This window comes from Paraburkholderia sp. 31.1 (assembly GCF_014397645.1).
Classification (GTDB): Bacteria; Pseudomonadota; Gammaproteobacteria; order Burkholderiales; family Burkholderiaceae; genus Paraburkholderia; species Paraburkholderia tuberum.
This window is the reverse complement of the sequence record NZ_VZQN01000005.1, coordinates 99,360-116,412: the sequence shown is the minus strand read 5'-3', so window position 1 is coordinate 116,412 and position 17,053 is coordinate 99,360. Positions and strand designations below refer to the sequence as shown.

At 64.0% G+C, this 17,053-nt stretch carries 14 protein-coding genes; 6 read left to right on the top strand and 8 right to left on the bottom strand.

Features of this window, described 5'->3' with window-relative positions; genetic code table 11:
• Window positions 1-183: 183 nt before the first annotated feature.
• The 8 genes from F6X37_RS04815 to F6X37_RS04780 form a co-directional block, all read right to left on the bottom strand.
• Complete coding sequence (locus F6X37_RS04815; protein ID WP_187610499.1) at window positions 184-966, bottom strand: aspartate/glutamate racemase family protein; 783 nt, start codon at window positions 964-966, stop codon at window positions 184-186.
• A gap of 48 nt (window positions 967-1,014) precedes the next feature.
• On the bottom strand, window positions 1,015-2,496 hold the full coding sequence (locus tag F6X37_RS04810; protein ID WP_187610498.1) for an NCS1 family nucleobase:cation symporter-1: 1,482 nt from the start codon (window positions 2,494-2,496) through the stop codon (window positions 1,015-1,017).
• 367 nt (window positions 2,497-2,863) lie between these two features.
• Complete coding sequence (locus F6X37_RS04805) at window positions 2,864-3,577, bottom strand: GntR family transcriptional regulator (protein WP_187610497.1); 714 nt, start codon at window positions 3,575-3,577, stop codon at window positions 2,864-2,866.
• 317 nt (window positions 3,578-3,894) lie between these two features.
• Complete coding sequence (gene ldcA / locus F6X37_RS04800) at window positions 3,895-4,821, bottom strand: muramoyltetrapeptide carboxypeptidase (protein WP_187610496.1); 927 nt, start codon at window positions 4,819-4,821, stop codon at window positions 3,895-3,897.
• Between the two features lie 26 nt (window positions 4,822-4,847).
• Entirely contained in the window at window positions 4,848-5,576 is a 729-nt protein-coding gene (tadA, locus tag F6X37_RS04795) for a tRNA adenosine(34) deaminase TadA (protein ID WP_187610495.1), read from the bottom strand.
• Complete coding sequence (locus F6X37_RS04790; protein ID WP_187610494.1) at window positions 5,573-5,971, bottom strand: DnaJ family domain-containing protein; 399 nt, start codon at window positions 5,969-5,971, stop codon at window positions 5,573-5,575. The genes tadA and F6X37_RS04790 overlap by 4 nt, the downstream gene beginning before the upstream one ends.
• Window positions 5,972-6,478: 507 nt before the next feature.
• The gene (locus F6X37_RS04785; RefSeq protein ID WP_187610493.1) at window positions 6,479-7,102 is read right to left on the bottom strand and encodes a 2'-5' RNA ligase family protein; all 624 of its coding nucleotides are present in this window, start codon (window positions 7,100-7,102) and stop codon (window positions 6,479-6,481) included.
• A 120-nt stretch (window positions 7,103-7,222) separates the two neighbouring features.
• Window positions 7,223-7,963 carry a LysR substrate-binding domain-containing protein gene (locus F6X37_RS04780; protein ID WP_187610492.1) on the bottom strand — a complete coding sequence of 247 codons (741 nt, stop codon included), beginning with the start codon at window positions 7,961-7,963 and terminating at the stop codon, window positions 7,223-7,225.
• Between F6X37_RS04780 and F6X37_RS04775 the strand changes: the two genes are divergently transcribed.
• The 6 genes from F6X37_RS04775 to F6X37_RS04750 all read left to right on the top strand — a co-directional run bounded on the left by F6X37_RS04775 (window position 7,947) and on the right by F6X37_RS04750 (window position 17,009).
• Window positions 7,947-8,729, top strand: a complete 783-nt coding sequence (locus tag F6X37_RS04775; protein ID WP_187610491.1) for a hypothetical protein — start codon at window positions 7,947-7,949, stop codon at window positions 8,727-8,729. The two genes, F6X37_RS04780 and F6X37_RS04775, sit on opposite strands and share 17 nt — an antisense overlap.
• A 51-nt stretch (window positions 8,730-8,780) precedes the next feature.
• The gene (locus tag F6X37_RS04770; RefSeq protein ID WP_187610490.1) at window positions 8,781-9,761 is read left to right on the top strand and encodes an amidohydrolase family protein; all 981 of its coding nucleotides are present in this window, start codon (window positions 8,781-8,783) and stop codon (window positions 9,759-9,761) included.
• A 583-nt stretch (window positions 9,762-10,344) separates the two neighbouring features.
• Complete coding sequence (locus F6X37_RS04765; RefSeq protein ID WP_187610489.1) at window positions 10,345-11,805, top strand: DUF3375 domain-containing protein; 1,461 nt, start codon at window positions 10,345-10,347, stop codon at window positions 11,803-11,805.
• Window positions 11,806-11,807: 2 nt separating this feature from the next.
• Window positions 11,808-12,464 carry a DUF4194 domain-containing protein gene (locus F6X37_RS04760; RefSeq protein ID WP_090800540.1) on the top strand — a complete coding sequence of 219 codons (657 nt, stop codon included), beginning with the start codon at window positions 11,808-11,810 and terminating at the stop codon, window positions 12,462-12,464.
• A complete protein-coding gene (locus F6X37_RS04755; protein WP_187610488.1) occupies window positions 12,457-15,828 on the top strand; it encodes an ATP-binding protein in 3,372 nt (1,123 codons plus the stop codon). Before F6X37_RS04760 ends, F6X37_RS04755 begins: the two co-directional genes overlap by 8 nt.
• The gene (locus tag F6X37_RS04750; RefSeq protein ID WP_090800543.1) at window positions 15,825-17,009 is read left to right on the top strand and encodes a Wadjet anti-phage system protein JetD domain-containing protein; all 1,185 of its coding nucleotides are present in this window, start codon (window positions 15,825-15,827) and stop codon (window positions 17,007-17,009) included. The genes F6X37_RS04755 and F6X37_RS04750 overlap by 4 nt, the downstream gene beginning before the upstream one ends.
• Window positions 17,010-17,053 lie beyond the last annotated feature (44 nt).

Sequence of the window (17,053 nt, the reverse complement as noted above, 5' to 3'; positions counted from 1 at the left end):
TGCGTAGTGACGGGACCAGGAATGCGCGTGAACGCGGTTCGAAACCCCTCGGCAACGGTGCGGGGTTCACACGTGTAGCCACGCAACGGGCGGCTTCGGCGGCTGCGGAAACCGCAGCGCCGAGTTGACCCAGTGTAGCGAAAACACCCCGGTGCGCCCATACAGCCGGGCAGATAGTGCGTGTTACAGCGAGTGTATGTGCGTGTCCGCCGACTCGGCGTTTACCCGCAGCGGACCGGGGCTGAACGACGCGAGCGCGCCGTCGTAGCGCTTCGCGAGCGGCCGCGCGTAGTCGCCGCGCTTGGCCGTCGCGAGACGCAGCGTCACCAGCGCCTCGGTCCATTTGACGGCCGCCGTCACGCCTTCGATCACCGGCGCGCCGAGCGCATCCTCGATCTCCGCGCACAGTTCGGCCATGCCCGCGCAGCCGAGCACGATCGCGTCCGAGCCGTCCTCGGCGAGCGCGCGCCGGCATTCGTCGAGGATGATGCGGCGCGCCGCCGAGCCCGGCTGGTCGAGATCGAGCACGGCGACGTCGGTCGCACGCACGTTGCGGCAGAAGCGCTTCATGCCGTAGCGCTCGGCCAGATGCCAGGCCATGCCGCAGGTGCGCGCGAGCGTCGTCACGACCGAAAAGCCCGGCGCGAGCACGCTCGCCGCGTGCATCGCCGCCTCGGCGATGCCGATCACCGGGCCGCGCGCCAACTCGCGGGCCGCATAGAGACCGGGGTCGCCGAAGCACGCGATCACGTAGCCGTCACAGCCGTCCCGTTCGCCGGCCTCGACTTCGGCGAGCAGACCGGGCGTGGCGAGCGCTTCGTCGTAATAGCCCTCGATCGACGGCGGCCCCATCGTCGGATTGACGGCGATCACGTCGGTGCCGGGCGCGGCGACGTCGCGCGCGCAGCGCCCCATCGCCTCGGTCATGCGGCGCGTCGTGTTCGGATTGATCAGTTTGATACGCATGGCGACTCCTGTTCGACTCGTTATTGCAGCGACGAAAGCCCGTGAAACTCAGCGTGCGAGCATCCGGTAAAACAGCATGCCGAGTCCCGCGCCGATGAACCACGAGAAATTCGCGCAGCCGTCGAGCCCCGGCACCATCACGCAGATCACCGCGATCAGCGCGGCCGGCAGCAACGCGGCCACTGCGCGATAGTTGACGCCGTTGCGATACCAGTACGAGCCGCTCGGCGCGACCGTGTACAGATCGTCGAGCACGATCTTCTGACGCTTGACGAGGTAGAAGTCGACGATCAGGACGCCGTACAAAGGCCCGATGAAGCTGCCGAGCACGTCGAGCGTGTAGTGGATCACGGCCGGATTGTTGAACAGGTTCCACGGCGTGATGAACACCGACGCGACCGCCGCGAGCATGCCGCCCGCGCGCCAGCTGATCAGACGCGGTGCAACGTTCGAGAAGTCGAAGGCCGGCGACACGAAGTTCGCGACGATGTTGATGCCGATCGTCGCGATCGTGAAGGTCAGCGCGCCGAGAATCACGGCCATCGGATAGTCGATGCGGCCCACCGTCTCGACCGGGTCCGTAATCAGTTCGCCGAACACCGGCAGCGTGGCCGCGGTGGTGATCACCGTGACGAGCGAGAACGCGAGGAAGTTGACCGGCAGGCCCCAGAAGTTGCCGCGCTTGACGCTGCGAAAGCTCCTGCCGTAGCGCGAGAAGTCACCGAAATTCAGCATCGGTCCGGAGAAGTACGACACCACCAGCGAAATCGCCGTGATCATCACCGGCACCACTTCCATGCCGTGATATTTGACGCCGCCGAGGTTGATGCCGATGTTGCGCCAACCCGCGCGATACACCATGTAGCCGGCGAGAATGAACATCACGACGTAGACGGCTGGCCCGGCGAAGTCGATGAACTTCTTGATGGTCTCCATGCCGTGCCAGAACACCAGCGCCTGCAGTACCCACAGCAGCATGAAGCCCGCCCAGCCGAGCGTCGACAGACCGAGCAGGCCATGCCGATGCACGTCCGCGTACGGCAGCAGTTGCGGCACGAACTTCAGCACGACGATCACGAGCGCGCTCGACGCGAGATAGGTCTGGATGCCATACCACGCGACCGCGATCAGGCCGCGGATCACTGCGGGGACATTCGCGCCGAGCACGCCGAAGGTCGCGCGACACGCGACCGGATACGGCACGCCGTTCAGCTGGCTCGGCTTCGCGATCAGGTTGCACAGCACGTTCACGAGCGTGATGCCGATCAGCAGCGACACCAGCACCTGCCAGCTCGTCAGGCCGAGCGCGAACAGACTCCCCGCGAATACATAGCCACCCACGCTATGCACGTCCGACATCCAGAACGCGAAGATGTTGTACGCGCTCCAGTTCTGCGCGCGCAGCGGCGCGAGGTCCTCGTTGTAGAGCCGCTCGCTGTAGCCGGCCGGCATCGACGGATCGGTTTGAGCCGTACCGTCCGGATAGTTGGAGATGGGGTGACCGCCTGGCGCTGCACTGAACTGAGCCATGATTCCTCCTTTGGATAGGGACCGTCGAAAGAGCATCGACGGACATTGCATCGGCCATGCCAGTTGCTCGCTTCTCGTCCCGCGTGGGTCGAAGAAGTCGGCGTCGTGGTCCCGGACCGTGCCGCGCGTGTCTCCGTACTGACGTACTTGTGGTTGTCGCATCGCCAGCCGCCGCGGCTTTCCGGCGATGCGTCGCTACCCGAGCTCCGTCGTCTCGCGACGGACGTGCGTGTTCAGGCCGGCGGCGCTCACGCGAGGCCGCCTGGCCGTGCATCTATCGGTTCAGTTCAATTCAGTGCGGCGCGCACCACGAACGGGCGCTCGCCTGCTGCTTGCCTCAGCCTGGGGTGGAGTCGGCTTCGGCTGTCTAGGTGGATGCTTCTTTCGACGCAAGCGCGCCGAATACTTCATGCAGATCCGCTGCCCCGCGCGCGGGGCGCTCCAGCATCTTCAACTCGACGCTTTGCAGATGGCGCGACATCAGCGCGGCCGCCTGCTTCGCATCGCCGGCGTCGAGCGCGGCGAGAATCGCTTCGTGGTCCTCGAACGAGCACGGGCTGCGTCCGAGCGATTCGTACAGCGCGGAAATCAGCGTGGAACGCGCGACCAGCCCATTCAGGCAATCGCACAGCACTGAGTTGCCGGTCAGGTTCGCGAGCTCCGTATGAAACTCGCCCGACAAGCGGATCCATGCCGGAAAATCCCGCGTTTCGAATGCCTTGCGTTCCCGGCCGATCATGCCGCCGATGTTCTTCAGACGCCGCATGCCGTGTCCGCTACAGATCTTTTCGACGACGGCCAGCTCGATGATGCGGCGCATTTCGAACACCTCGTGCACCTCCTGCAGCGACGGACTCGCGACGAACGCGCCACGATTCGGCTCGAGATCGACGAGGCGCTCACTCGCCAGCTGCGACAGCGCCTGGCGGATGGGGCCGCGCTTCACACCGAATACTTCGCATAGCTGAGCTTCGGTGAGCTTCGCGCCGGGTGCCAGCCGGTGCTCGAGGATCGCCGCGCGGATGCGCTCGGCGATTGCTTCGGGCTTCGAACTGTTCGCGACGGATTCGGTGTCGGACATGATTGGCGTCTCGGTATGTTGGTCATCATAGGACGGACACAAATATTGTCAACAATTTTTGCGTCGATTTTCGACAGTTTTTGTGCTACGTTGCGTCAGCGGAAGGCTGTGAGCCAAGCTGCGCGGCTGTCTGGCGGGAATCTTACCCGGTTTTTATAATGCCAAGACGAGTACTGGCAGCCAGTTTTTGTCAACAAAAACTGAAAACATTGGCGATGGGTTTGGAGGTGGTGAGGGTGGAAATACTGACAGTTAGTTGCGTTACTGACGCAAAAAAAGCGGGCGATCCGCCCGCCTCCGCCCCGCCCACGACGGCTTCAGCCAATGCTCGGATAGCCCGACGCCGTCAGCCTGAAGCCATGCGCATTGGCGACCAGATGCGCGTCCGCGCCGACCGGCAGCGTCACCATGTTATGAACGTGTCCGAACTGCAGCCCCGTCACGACAGGAATGCCGATCAGCGAGCGCACTTGCTCGACCATCGCGTGCAGGTCGTAGCCGTTGTCGTAGTCGTACGGCTTGCCGCCCGAGAAATCACCGAGCACGAGCGCCTTCTGCTGCGCGAGGATGCCGGCCAGATGCAGTTGATAGATCATCCGCTCGATGCGGAACGGCTGCTCGTTGACGTCCTCGACGAACAGGATGCCGCCCCGCACCGGCGGCATGTACGGCGTGCCGACAAGCGACGCCACCACCGCCAGATTGCCGCCCCACAGCGTGCCCGTTACGTCGACGCTCTGCGCTTGCGGCGTGTCGCTCGCGACCGTGATGGTCGGCTGCGTCAACGCCGACCAGAAATGCCGCATCGTGAATTCGCTGAGCTGCTCGGCGCCGAAATCACTCATCAGCATCGGGCCGCCGAAGGTCTTCAAGCCGGCGCGCGCGAGCAGCGCCAGTTGGATCGCGGTGAAGTCGCTGTGACCGACCAGCGCTATCGGCTGATCGGCGAGCCGCCGCTGCAGCCCCTCGTAGTCGAGACCGTGCAGAATCCGCACCGCGCCGTAGCCGCCGCGCACGGCCAACACGACATCGGGCAGCTCACGCGATGGATCGGCGAGCCGGTTCAGATCGGCCGCGCGCTCGCCGTCGGTGCCCGCGAAGCGCTGGTAGCGGCGCTTCGCGGCCTCCTCGCCGTCGACTCGATGCCCCTGCGCACGCAGCCGATGCAGCGCGCGATGCAGCACCTCCGGATCATGCGGATAGCCGGATGGCGCAATCAGTTCGATGGTGCGAGATGCGGTCATGGCGAGACCCGTTGGGCGTTGTTGTTTTAGAGCGGCGTGGTTGGGGGCGGTTCGCTGCTGGAGGGTGTGGCGGTGTCCACGGCCGCTTCGGCCGCTTCAGCCGTTTCGCCGCGCGCCGCCGCGCGGGCTGCGCGACCCGTCCGACGCCGCTCGGCAAAAAACGACCTGAGCGCGGCACCGCATTCGGCTTCGAGGACGCCGCCGCTGACCGTCGTGTGATGGTTCAACTGAGGATTCGCGAACGCATCGACCACGCTGCCGCACGCGCCGGTTTTTGGATCGCGCGCGCCGAACACGACACGGGCGATGCGCGCGTGCATGATCGCGCCGGCGCACATCAGGCAAGGCTCGAGCGTCACATAGAGTTCGCAACCCGGCAGACGATAGTTTTGGAGCGACTGCGCGGCTGCGCGCAGCGCAACCATTTCGGCGTGCGCGGACGGATCATGCGCGCCGATCGGATGATTGAAGCCCGTGGCGATGACTTCGTCGCCGCACACGAGCACCGCGCCGACCGGTACTTCGCCAGCTGCGCGCGCTTCTTCGGCGGCGGCCTGAGCGAGCGCCATGAAGCGCAGGTCGCGTTCGGAGATGATGGCAGCGTCGGAATTTCCGGGAGGGATGGCGGCAGCGGCCATCGGGTGATCAGCCGCCGGTGCGAAGACCGCGCCGATGCAAGCGCCAACGGATTTCTCACCGGCCTCGGCTTGCGCAGAAGAGCCGATCGAGGCGGCACACGGGAGCGGCTCGTTCACTGCGAACCCGCGGCGGCCACATCGACATTGCCCACGCGCTCAGAGAGACGCTCCGCGATGCGGCGGCAATATTCGCGCGGCAGGACCATCGGGCCGCCGCGCAGCGATTCGAGCGCCATATCGAGCGCGAGCATGCGCGCCTGGAGACGGCAACGGGTCGGCTGATCGCTCACGGCATTCAGCTCCGTTTGCAGATCGCGCAACGCGCGAAGCTGCTCGACGGCGGGCGGCACGAAGCCCGCATTTTTCAGAATCCGGTTGGCGACGCGCACCTCTTCCGGCACCAACGCATCGTCGTCGAGGGCTAGCAGCGCGCCCGCACCCGGCAAGTCGTCGAACTCTCCGCGCGCGGCGGCGGCAATACGCTGTTCGACAAGCGCATCAAGCAATTTCATCTGCAATCCACAACGTTGCGGCCCGAGCATTCTATCAGGGAGCGCACGGGCGCTCCGTGCTCACTTGACGGCATAAAGGCGCCGATTTGCCGGCAACCCGGCATTTGACGGTACTTCAGCGTGGACTTAGAGTAAGTCATCCAGTCGCACAATGCGCGCGGCGCTTAACCGGCGCGGCACGCAGAGGTTCCCTCTCGTCGAATTTGATGCCGCCATGCCATTCAAACCGATCGGCCGTCCCAGTGCTCTTCCCGTCGCGGAACCGCATCCGATCTGCGCCGCGCAGCCAGTGCGAGGGGGCCAGCAAGCGTCTCGGCGGATCGGCGTGCGTAGCGCAATGGCGGCGATTACCGCGGCCGTGCTGCTTTCCGGCTGCGGCGTTTTTTGCGGTGGCGCCGCGGCGAGCGGCGGCGCCTATGCCGGGGGCTGCGGGACGAGCGTGCGGTTCTAGCCGGCGCCTCGCGAAACAGCCGCGAATTCGTTACCGAGGTGGCCTACGCCCCTCCCTCAGCCCGGCCCCACCAACGGCCACCGTGCGAGGACGACATGTCTGGTCCGTCCCAGCAGGCTGTGCATCAGCGCAAACTCGCGCACATTCCAGCAAGCCGCCTCGGCCGTACGGCGCTCGATCCACTGCATCCCGTACGCCAGCGTCACGTGCGGCGTAAAACGTGCGTCGGGCTCGATGCCGTCGTCGCGCAAGCCCGCTTCGAGCGCATCGTGAAGCGCCTGCAGTCCGTGCACACCGTGCTCGCCCACCAGCACCGCCGGCCCGAGCCGCGGCCTTTTCGCGAAGCTGGCGACCGCGTCGAATTCGACCGTAAATGGCGCCATGCTGACCGCCGCGGCCGCCCGTTTCGCCGCCTCGACCACATCCGCCGGCAAACCGCCCGCGAAATTGCCGAGATGCCTGAGCGTGACGTGCAAGCGGTTCGCCGCGAGCGGTTTGCCGCGCACGCCGCTGTGCCCGCCGCTACGCACGCCGCTGCGCATGCGTGCCTCCGCACAAAGCTGCTGCGCGAACTTCGCGATACCGGCCGCGGTATTGGCATCGGGATAGACCGCGAAAAAGAGCCCGTCGGTGGGCGGGGACGGCGCCTCGAGCCCGGGCAACCACAGTTGTTCAGGCATCGCGCCTCGTTCCTTCGTTGATTCTTTCCGTCGATCCGCACACCGCCGCGCAAGCGGCCCATTGCAGTCATGATACTGTATATTCATACAGTACGACAAGCCGTGTGCAACTGCGACGCGCTACAGATCGGCCGACTTGCCGATGCGTTTGTACCAAAGCTCGATAAACGACTCGGCCGCCGGCGACAGCGAATGCTCGGCGCGTCGGATCAGATTCACGTCGCGTGTGACGAGCGGCGCTTCGAGCCTGCGCGCGAGCAGATCGCGATGTGGAAACGACCCGAGCAGAATGCCCGGAAAAATCGCGATGCCGAGACCGGCCTGCACCATCGAAAGCCCGGTCGTCATATAGGACACTTCGTACTCGACCGCCTTGCGCATGCCGAGCGTGAACAACGTTTCGTCGATCAACTTGCGGATGCCGCTCGTCGACTTGATGCCGAGCCATGGATACTGCAGCGCATCCTTCCAGCTCACACGCCGCTTTTTCGCGAGTGCCGAATCCTTGCGGCAGATCGCGCACAAGTTGTCGCGCGCGAGGCATTGCAGCGTGATGCCGTCGGGGCGCTCGCTGATCGTGCCGATGCCAAACTCGACGTCGCCTGTCAGCGTCGACGCGGTCAGGCGATCGGGCGCGGCGTCGTCGACCGAGACCTCGATATTCGGGTACAGCGCGCGATATTCGGCGAGCAGTTTCGGCACGATCGCCGCCGCGATCGACGGCGTCGCCGCGAAGCGCAGCCGACCGCGCTCGCGCCCGGCCAGCTCCTTCACGCTCGACTGGATCGACTCGAGATCACGCAGCATCCGCTCGACGGTCGGCAGGATTTCATGCGCGGTCGCGATGGGCAGCGCGCTCACGCATCTGTTCACGCATGAGGCGCTCGAGTCGTGGGCATGGCGCATTCCGTTCCTGCTTGGTCTGCTGATCGGCCCGGTCGGCTTCTATATCCGCCGCAACCTGCCCGAAACCGAGGCGTTCCAGAAGCTCGGCGCGCGTGTGAAGGTGCCGTTCTCGCGCGTCGTGATGCGCTATCCGCGCGAATTGTTCGTCGCGACCGCGCTGTCGGCCGCGCTCACCGTGATGGCCTACGTGATCATCACGTATCTGCCGATTTACGCGGTGCAGAACCTGCATATGCCGGTGACGCTGCCGTTTTCCGTGCTGCTCGCGAGCGTGCTGCTGCGCGTGGTGACGATTCCTCTATTCGGTCATCTCGCGGATCGCATCGGCGGCGAGCGCATGATTCGCGTCGCGCTCGCGCTGTTTCTCGTCGTGCTGTACCCCGCTTACTACTGGATCGTCAACGCGCCGTCGTTCGCGTCGATCATGTCCGTCGAACTCGGCTTCGCGCTGCTGATCAGCGCGTCGAACGCGCCGATTCCGACCGCGCTCGCCGGCCTGTTCCCGACCGAAGTCCGCTCGACCGGCCTCGCGATCTCGTACAACATCGGCGCGGCCGTTTTCGGCGGCTTCTCGCCGATGGTGCTGACGTGGCTGCTGCACGTGACTGGCAACAACATGATGCCTGCGCATTTCTGCGCGGTGTTCTTCGCGCTCGGCCTGATCGGCGCGTTCATGCTGAAACGCCGCGCCGCGCCGGTGAACGAGTTCGCCACCCAGTAGCCCGTTCATCCCCGTTTTCCTCTCACCCGCACTTTCTCCGGGAGATCCCGCATGCCTGTCATTGACGTTCATACGCACATCTTCACGCACAAATGGCTCGAACTGCTGCGGCAGCGCGGCGGTGCGTACAACATTCAGACGCGCCCCGACGGTCAGCAGGAAGTGTTTCGCGGCAACACGCCGGTCGTGATTCCGCAAAAAGGCCACTTCGATTTCGACATGCGGATCCGCCAGATGGATGAATCGGGCATCGATATTTCGGTCGTGTCGCTGACCTGCCCGAACGTGTACTGGGGCGATCAGGCAACCAGTTGCCTCGCCGCGCGCGAATCGAACGACACGATCGCCGAAGCACAGGCCAGATATCCCGGCCGCATCCGCTGGTTCACGTCGCTGCCGTGGGAATATCCGGAAGCGGCGCTCGAAGAACTGCGCCGCACCTGCGAGAACGGTGCGAGCGGCGTGATGGTGCTCGCGAACATCGCGGGACGCAGCCTCACCGATCCGATGTTCGCGCCGATCTGGGCCGAGATCGACCGTCGCGCGTTGCCGGTGCTCGTGCATCCGACCGATCCGCCCGGCGTCGATCTGATGGACATGACGAAGTTCGATCTGAGCTGGGCGGTCGGTTTCATGTTCGACACGACGCTCGCCATCACGCGGATGATCTTCGAAGGCTTCTTCGATCAGTATCCGGATCTGAAGCTCATCGCGTCACATGCGGGCGGTGCGTTGCCTTATCTGGCGGGCCGCTTCGAGAAAGGCAACGAGGTCGAGATCCCGCAACGTCGCAAGATGAAGCGCAAGCCGATCGATTATCTGCGCCATATCTACTACGACTGCATCACGTATAGCCCGGCGTCGTTCGAATTTCTCGTCTCGGTGGTCGGCGCGGATCGCGTGATGTTCGGCACCGACTGGCCGCATCAGGTGTACGACATTCGCGGCGCGTTCGCCAACACCGCGCGTCTGCCGAAGGAGCAATGCGAGGCGATCCGCGGCAACAACGCGCTGCGGGTCTTCGGGTTCTGACGCGAGTCGCGGCGGCAGCTACCTGCCAGGAACCGTCAGCTGGTCGCCACCTACGCGGCGCTGCTCGACGATCTGATCGCGCGAGCGCCGCGGTAGTCGTCGCGCGCGGTGCAAGGGCGAGGTGTCGTTGCGAGAACAGAATTGCCAGCGTATTCCGGCGCATCAGGTCCTCCGATCGTGCCGGTACGTGCGGGACGTCCAATCACGCCCACTCGATCGTCAATCAGCCGGCTGGAGCCTTGTGGGAACGGCGTTTCCGCCTGGTCACGCGGGGTCGATACCGTCAGTCATACCGAAATTCTGGCTCGGCAGTTAATGGCTTCCATTGCACGGCATTGGACAATCGGCACCCGCTCCGTTTAAAAAGCCAGCAAGACCGAGCATCTGAAGCCGATCCGATACCGTCGTCGATACCGTGAGCGAACCCCTGCGCGGGCGCCCACGTACACCGCCAGAAACACCGTGAGACTCATTCCAGAGCGGAGCCTTGCAAAATTGGGATGACAATCGGAGTAGGATACTGGCCTTTTGAGCCAAAGATCGGCGATCTCCTCAGGGGTGCCGAACCCGTCATCTCGCACCGATGCCCCTCGACTACCCTACCCTCGATGCGCTGCGCACGCGCCATCCCGCTTGGCGCCTGTTACGCTCCGACCACGCGCCGCTCGCCGTCAGCTTCCTGCACCGCGTGTTCGTCGCGCCAAACGTGCGCGTGGTGGCGGCTCCGCTTCTTGCCGAAGCACTCGAAGATGAGCTTTACGCGTTGCGCGAACAACTCGGCGATGACGCCTTCCCGAAGCCGGCGCTCGCGTATCTGAACGACTGGGCCAGCCCTGAAAAGGGATGGTTGCGCAAGTACTATCGCCAAGGTTCCGATGAACCGCAGTTCGACCTGACACCCGCCACGGAGAAAGCGATCGCGTGGCTCGGCACGCTGACGGAACGCAGCTTTGTCGGCACGGAATCGAGGCTCTTGACACTTTTCGAGCTGCTGCGGCAGATGGGCGAAGGCAGCGAGGCGGACCCCGAAAAGCGTCTTGCCGAGCTCCACACGCGGCGCGGCCAGATCGACGAAGAAATCGCCCGCGTGGAGGCCGGTGACGTTCGGCTGCTCGACGATGCCGCGCTCAAGGACCGCTTTCAGCAATTCATGCAGATGGCGCGCGACCTGCTCACGGATTTCCGTGAAGTCGAACAAAACTTTCGGCTGCTGGACCGACATGTACGCGAGCGAATCGCGCTCTGGGAAGGATCGAAGGGTGCGCTCATCGAGGAAATCATGGGCGAGCGCGACGCGATCGCCGATTCGGACCAGGGCAGCAGCTTCCGGGCGTTTTGGGACTTCCTGATGTCGAGCCGCCGTCAAGAGGAACTCTCGAAACGGCTCGAGCGCGTGCTGGCGCTGCCGGCGGTCATGGAAATGAGGCCCGACGCGCGCACACAGCGCGTCCACTATGACTGGCTGGAAGCCGGCGAGCATACGCAGCGCACGGTAGCTCAGCTCTCGCAGCAGCTTCGACGCTTCCTCGACGATCAAGCGTGGCTCGAAAACCGCCGCATCATGGACATTCTGCGCGGTATCGAAACGAAAGCGCTTGCGCTGCGCGAAGCGCCCCCACCAGGCTCCGTCATGGAGATCGAGACCGCATCCACTGACATCGAGCTGCCGATGGAACGCCCGCTTTACGCGCCGGCGCTGCGCCCACTCATTGCCAACGTCTCGATCGAAACCGGTGAGGCGAACCTCGATGCCTCGGCACTCTACACGCAGATCGTCGTCGATCGCGCGCGCCTCGCAGGCCATATCCGCCGATGCCTGCAAGATCGGCCGCAAGTGACGCTTGCCGAACTGACCGCTTCGCAGCCTCTCGAGCATGGGCTCGCCGAGCTCGTCGCCTATTTGCAACTGAGCGCCGAAGCTGGATCATTTCGCGCGACCGTCGATGAGACCATTTCCGATACGATCGAGTGGCAGGCGAACGACGCCAACGGAACACCAATCATTAAGCGCACGACGATGCCGCGTGTGATTTTCACAAGGTAGAGATGACGGAAGAACAGCAAGCCTCGTCGCCTGGTCGAGGCGATTTGTCGACAGTTGCCATCGCGCTGCTCAAGGGCGTGGTTTATCGTGATGGAAACGAGCGCCTCTGGGCCGCACTGCTCGAATTGCAGACGCACGCGCGCGACTACGTCGCCGTGCTTGGCCTCGAGCTCGTCGTGGACGAGGCGGAAGGCTACGCCTTCGTAAAAAGCCGCGCCGCGCATGACGCTGAAGTCGATGGGGAACAGGCTAAGCTACCCCGGCTCGTTGCCCGGCGTCCACTCTCGTTCCCCGTGAGCCTGCTGCTCGCGCTGCTGCGAAAGAAGCTGGCGGAATGGGATGCTGGCGGCGGCGACACGCGGCTCGTCCTTGCGCGCGAGGACATCGTCGAGCTCGTACGCGTATTCCTTCCCGCGAGCACCAACGAGGCGCGCCTGGTCGATCAGATCGATACGCACGTGAACAAGATCGTCGAGCTCGGCTTCCTACGCCGGATGAAGACCACGAGCGGACCGCCCACATTCGAGGTGCGGCGCATTCTCAAGGCGTTCGTCGATGCGCAATGGCTGCTCGATTTCGACGCACGGCTCGCGAGCTATCGGGCGCACCACCTTCAAGATTCGACGGTTTCTGACCAACAGGAGAGTCGCGATGAATGAGCCGCGCACGCTCGGCCTCGATTTTGCAGTCGACGACGCCCTGACGGGCTTTCGCCTCGAGCGGCTCGAGGTTTTCAATTGGGGAACCTTCGACCAACGAGTCTGGGTGCTGCGGGTCGATGGCCGCAACGGCCTGCTGACAGGAGACATCGGCTCCGGCAAGTCGACGCTCGTCGACGCGATCACCACCCTCCTCGTGCCCGCGCAGCGCATCGCCTACAACAAGGCGGCAGGCGCGGACAGCAAGGAACGTACGTTACGCTCGTATGTGCTTGGCTACTACAAGTCGGAGCGCAACGAGGTCACGGGGACGGCCAGGCCCGTGAGCCTGCGCGACCATAACAGCTATTCGGTGGTTTTGGGCGTGTTTCGTAACGCCGGGTACGATGCCACAGTCACACTCGCGCAGGTGTTCTGGATGAAAGACGCACAGGCTCAACCCGCGCGATTCTTCGTCTGTGCCGAACGCGATCTCTCGATCGCCGCTGACTTCTCGCGCTTCGGCACCGACATCGCACAGCTGCGCAAAAAGCTGCGCGGGCTGGGTGCCGAAATCGAGGACACCTTTCCGAAATACAGCGCCTGGTTCCGGCGGCGCTTCGGAATCGAAAACGAGCAAGCGCTCGAGCTCTTCCATCAAACGGTATCGATGAAATCGGTGGGCAATCTCACCGACTTCGTACGCAGCCACATGCTTGAGCCGTTCGACGTTGCACCGCGCGTCGACGCACTGATCACTCACTTCGACGATCTGAATCGCGCGCACGAGGCGGTACTGAAAGCCAAGCGCCAGGTGGAACTGCTGACACCGCTCGTCGACGACTGCGATCGCCACAGCGAGCAAGGACACGTTCTCGAAGGCTGGCGAGCGTGCCGTGAAGCACTGAAACCCTACTTCGCCGGGCTCAAGCTCGGCCTCATCGAGCGCCGCCTCCAATTGCTCGACGAGGATCACGCGCGAGCAATATCACGCAAGGCGCGGCACGAAGAAGCGCGCGACCAGGCGCGCCAGCGCGTGGACGATTTGCGCCGCGCCGTGGCCGAACAAGGCGGCGATCGCATCGCGCAGCTCGAGGTCGAAATCCGCCAGCACGAGCGAGAAAGCGCGCGTCGCCGCGAACGCGCGCAACGCTATGCCGCCATCGTTACGCTGCTCGGCGAAACCGAGGCCACGGATGAGGCCGCATTCGCTTCCCAACGCCAACGTCTGGCCGAGCGGCGCAGCTCGCTCGTCGACGACGAAGCGCAAGAGCAAAATGCGATTACCGAATGGAGCGTGGCCTTTCGCGAAGGGAAAGCGCAGCGTGATCTGCTAGAGGACGAAATCGCGAGCCTGAAAGCTCGACGTAACAACATCCCGAAGGAGCAAGTCGCGATGCGGGCGAGCCTATGCTCGGCGCTCGGTCTGGAGGAAGACGCCCTGCCGTTCGCCGGCGAACTCATTCAGGTGCAAGAGGATGCGCGCGATTGGGAGGGCGCCGCCGAGCGCGTCCTGCGCAACTTCGGCCTGTCGCTGCTCGTGCCCGACGAGCACTATGCGAACGTCGCGGCGTGGGTCGATCGCACTCATCTCCGGGGGCGGCTCGTCTACTTTCGCGTGCGCTCTGAACGCGCCGCGCGTGCAGCCGAGGCCATCGAGCTACACCGCCACTCGCTCGCGCACAAGCTCGCGATCAAGCCCGATTCGCTGTTCTATGGCTGGCTCGAGCGCGAAATCGGCCGCCGGTTCGACTATGCATGCTGCGATACGCAGGAGCAGTTTCGGCGCGAGATGCGCGCGATCACGCGTGCGGGCCAGGCGAAAGCGCTTGGCGAGCGCCACGAAAAAGACGACCGCCGCGCGCTTGACGATCGCAGCCGCTACGTGCTGGGTTGGAGCAACACGGCCAAAATTGCCGCCCTCGAAGCACAACGGCGAGCGCTCGAGGTTCGGCTTGGCGAGATCGGACAGAAGCTTGGAGAAGCTCAAAGCGAGCACGCGAAGGTGCGCGAGCAGCTCGAAGCGCTTGCGCGCATCGGCGAGTTCGTCGACTTCCGCGACATCGACTGGGGAAGCTGCGCGACCGCGATCGCACGTCTGGCAGACGAAAAAGCCCGCCTCGAAGCGGCAAGCGACGCCCTCGCGGAGCTAACGGCCCAATTGGACTCGGCGCAAGCGTCGTTGACAGAGAGTGAAGCGGCGATCTCGGAAACCGATTCGGAACTGGGCGGTATCCTGGCCAGGCGGGAGGCAGCGCAAACGTTGCGCGACGAGACGCACGCGCTCGTTGCGCAAGTGAATGCCGAACTTGCCGAGCGAATCGAGGCGCTGCGAGCGGAGATTCTCGGCGAACACCAGCTTTCCGTCGAGTCATGCGACAACCGCGAGCGGGACGTGCGAGAGGCGTTGACAACCCGTATCGACAACGAAACGAAGTCGCTCGGCCGCCTTGCCGAAAAAATCGTCAAGGCCATGGCGGCCTTCAAGGATGCCTACAAGCTCGAAACGGCCGACTTCGATGCGAGCCTCGACGCGACCTCAGAGTACCGTGACATGCTCGCGCGGCTGCAAGCGGACGATCTGCCGCGCTTCGAAGCGCGTTTCAAAGAGCTGCTCAACGTCAATACGATCAACGAGATCGCCAACTTCCACGCCCAGCTCGCCCGCGAACGGCAAACGATCAAGGAACGTATCGAACGCATCAACGAATCGTTGCGACAAATCGACTACAACGCGGGCCGATACATCGTCCTCGAGAGTCAGTCCAGCCCCGACGCGGAGATCCGCGAATTCCAGAGCGACCTGCGTGCTTGCACCGAGGGCGAACTCACCGGCTCGGACGATAGCCAATACTCGGAGACCAAGTTCCTGCAAGTCAAACGGATCATTGACCGCTTCCGCGGCCGCGAAGGGTTGACCGAGCAGGACCGGCGCTGGCGCGCCAAAGTGACCGACGTGCGCAACTGGTTTCTGTTCGCCGCCAGCGAGCGTTGGCGTGAGGACGACAGCGAATACGAGCACTATTCGGACTCGGGCGGTAAATCGGGCGGCCAGAAGGAAAAGCTCGCCTATACGATCCTTGCCGCGAGTCTCGCCTATCAGTTCGGCCTCGAATGGGGCGCCGTGCGTTCTCGATCGTTCCGCTTCGTCGTCATCGACGAGGCGTTTGGACGAGGCTCCGACGAATCGGCGCAATACGGTCTCACATTGTTTCAAAAACTGAACCTGCAACTGCTGATCGTCACGCCGCTGCAGAAGATTCACATCATCGAGCCGTTCGTTTCGAGCGTCGGATTCGTTCAGAACGAGGGCGGACGCGCCTCGAAGCTGCGCAACCTGTCGATCGAGGAGTACCGCGCGCGCAAGGCGGAGTTCGAGCAATGAATTGGACGACGACCGCCGAACTGCGCGTTCGCCTCCAGCGCCTATGGGAGCGTGGCGAATGGCTGCGGAGCCTCGTAGACGGCACCGAGGGGCTGTTCCCGCTACGTCTGACGATAAAAGGCCCGAGTTCGTCCGAATTGGCCGAACGCTTCGACGCGGTACGCGCATGGATCGCGGAGATTGCCGCGACACCGCGCGTACGCATCGAATGGCGAGAAATCAATCATCGAATTCTCGGCCTGCAGCGTTTGCCACAAGCAGCTTGGGTGGACAGTCTGGACGATGCGCTCGCGGTCGCCGGCAAGCGCCGCGACGCAGCGCAGTTCGAGCGGCTGCTCGAAATCACACGCTCCCGCCAGCCGAAGCTCACCACGTGGCTTGCGCAGCGCCCGTTGCAAGCACTCGAATTCGCAGGCGATTGGGAACGACTGCTGGCAGTCGTCGATTGGCTGCAAGCACATCCGCAGCCGGGCGTATATCTTCGCCAAGCCGAAATCGCCAACGTCGACACGAAATTCATCGAGGCGCGGCGCGGCGTCCTCGCCCAATGGCTCGATCTCGTGCTGCCGTCGGAGTCAATCGACAGCAGCCGGACAGCCGCCGCCCAATTCGCTGCTCGCTACGGGTTCCGCGAGAAGCCGCCTCGGATTCGATTTCGCGCGCTCGATGACAGGCTCGCCGTTCTGCCCGGCATGGGCCGGCCCGACATCGCACTCGACGCTGACAGCTTCGCGCGCCTCACACTGCCATGCCGCCACGTGTTCATTACGGAAAACGAGATAAATTTTTTGGCGTTTCCCGACGTTCCGCAGTCGATCGTGCTCTTCGGGGCCGGCTACGGTTGGGAAGCTCTCGAGCCGGCGCGATGGCTCACGGACTGTGCGCTCCACTACTGGGGCGACATCGACACGCACGGCTTCGCCATTCTCGATCAATTGCGCAGCCGGTTCCCGCATGTTGGATCGTTCTTGATGGACCGCGCGACGCTGGTGGCGCATGAAGCGTTCTGGGGAGAAGAAGGCGATCAGGTCACGCGCGATCTGCCGCGGCTCACTGCCAAAGAGCGGGAACTCTTCGATGACCTCCGCGACAACCGGATTCGCCATGGATTGCGGCTCGAGCAGGAGCGCGTGGGATTCGGGTGGGTCAGGGCGGCGCTCGAAGAGCGGGCTTGCGCTTAGAACTTCCCCGTCTCACCGCCAGGTACAACTCGAATACGACTCGA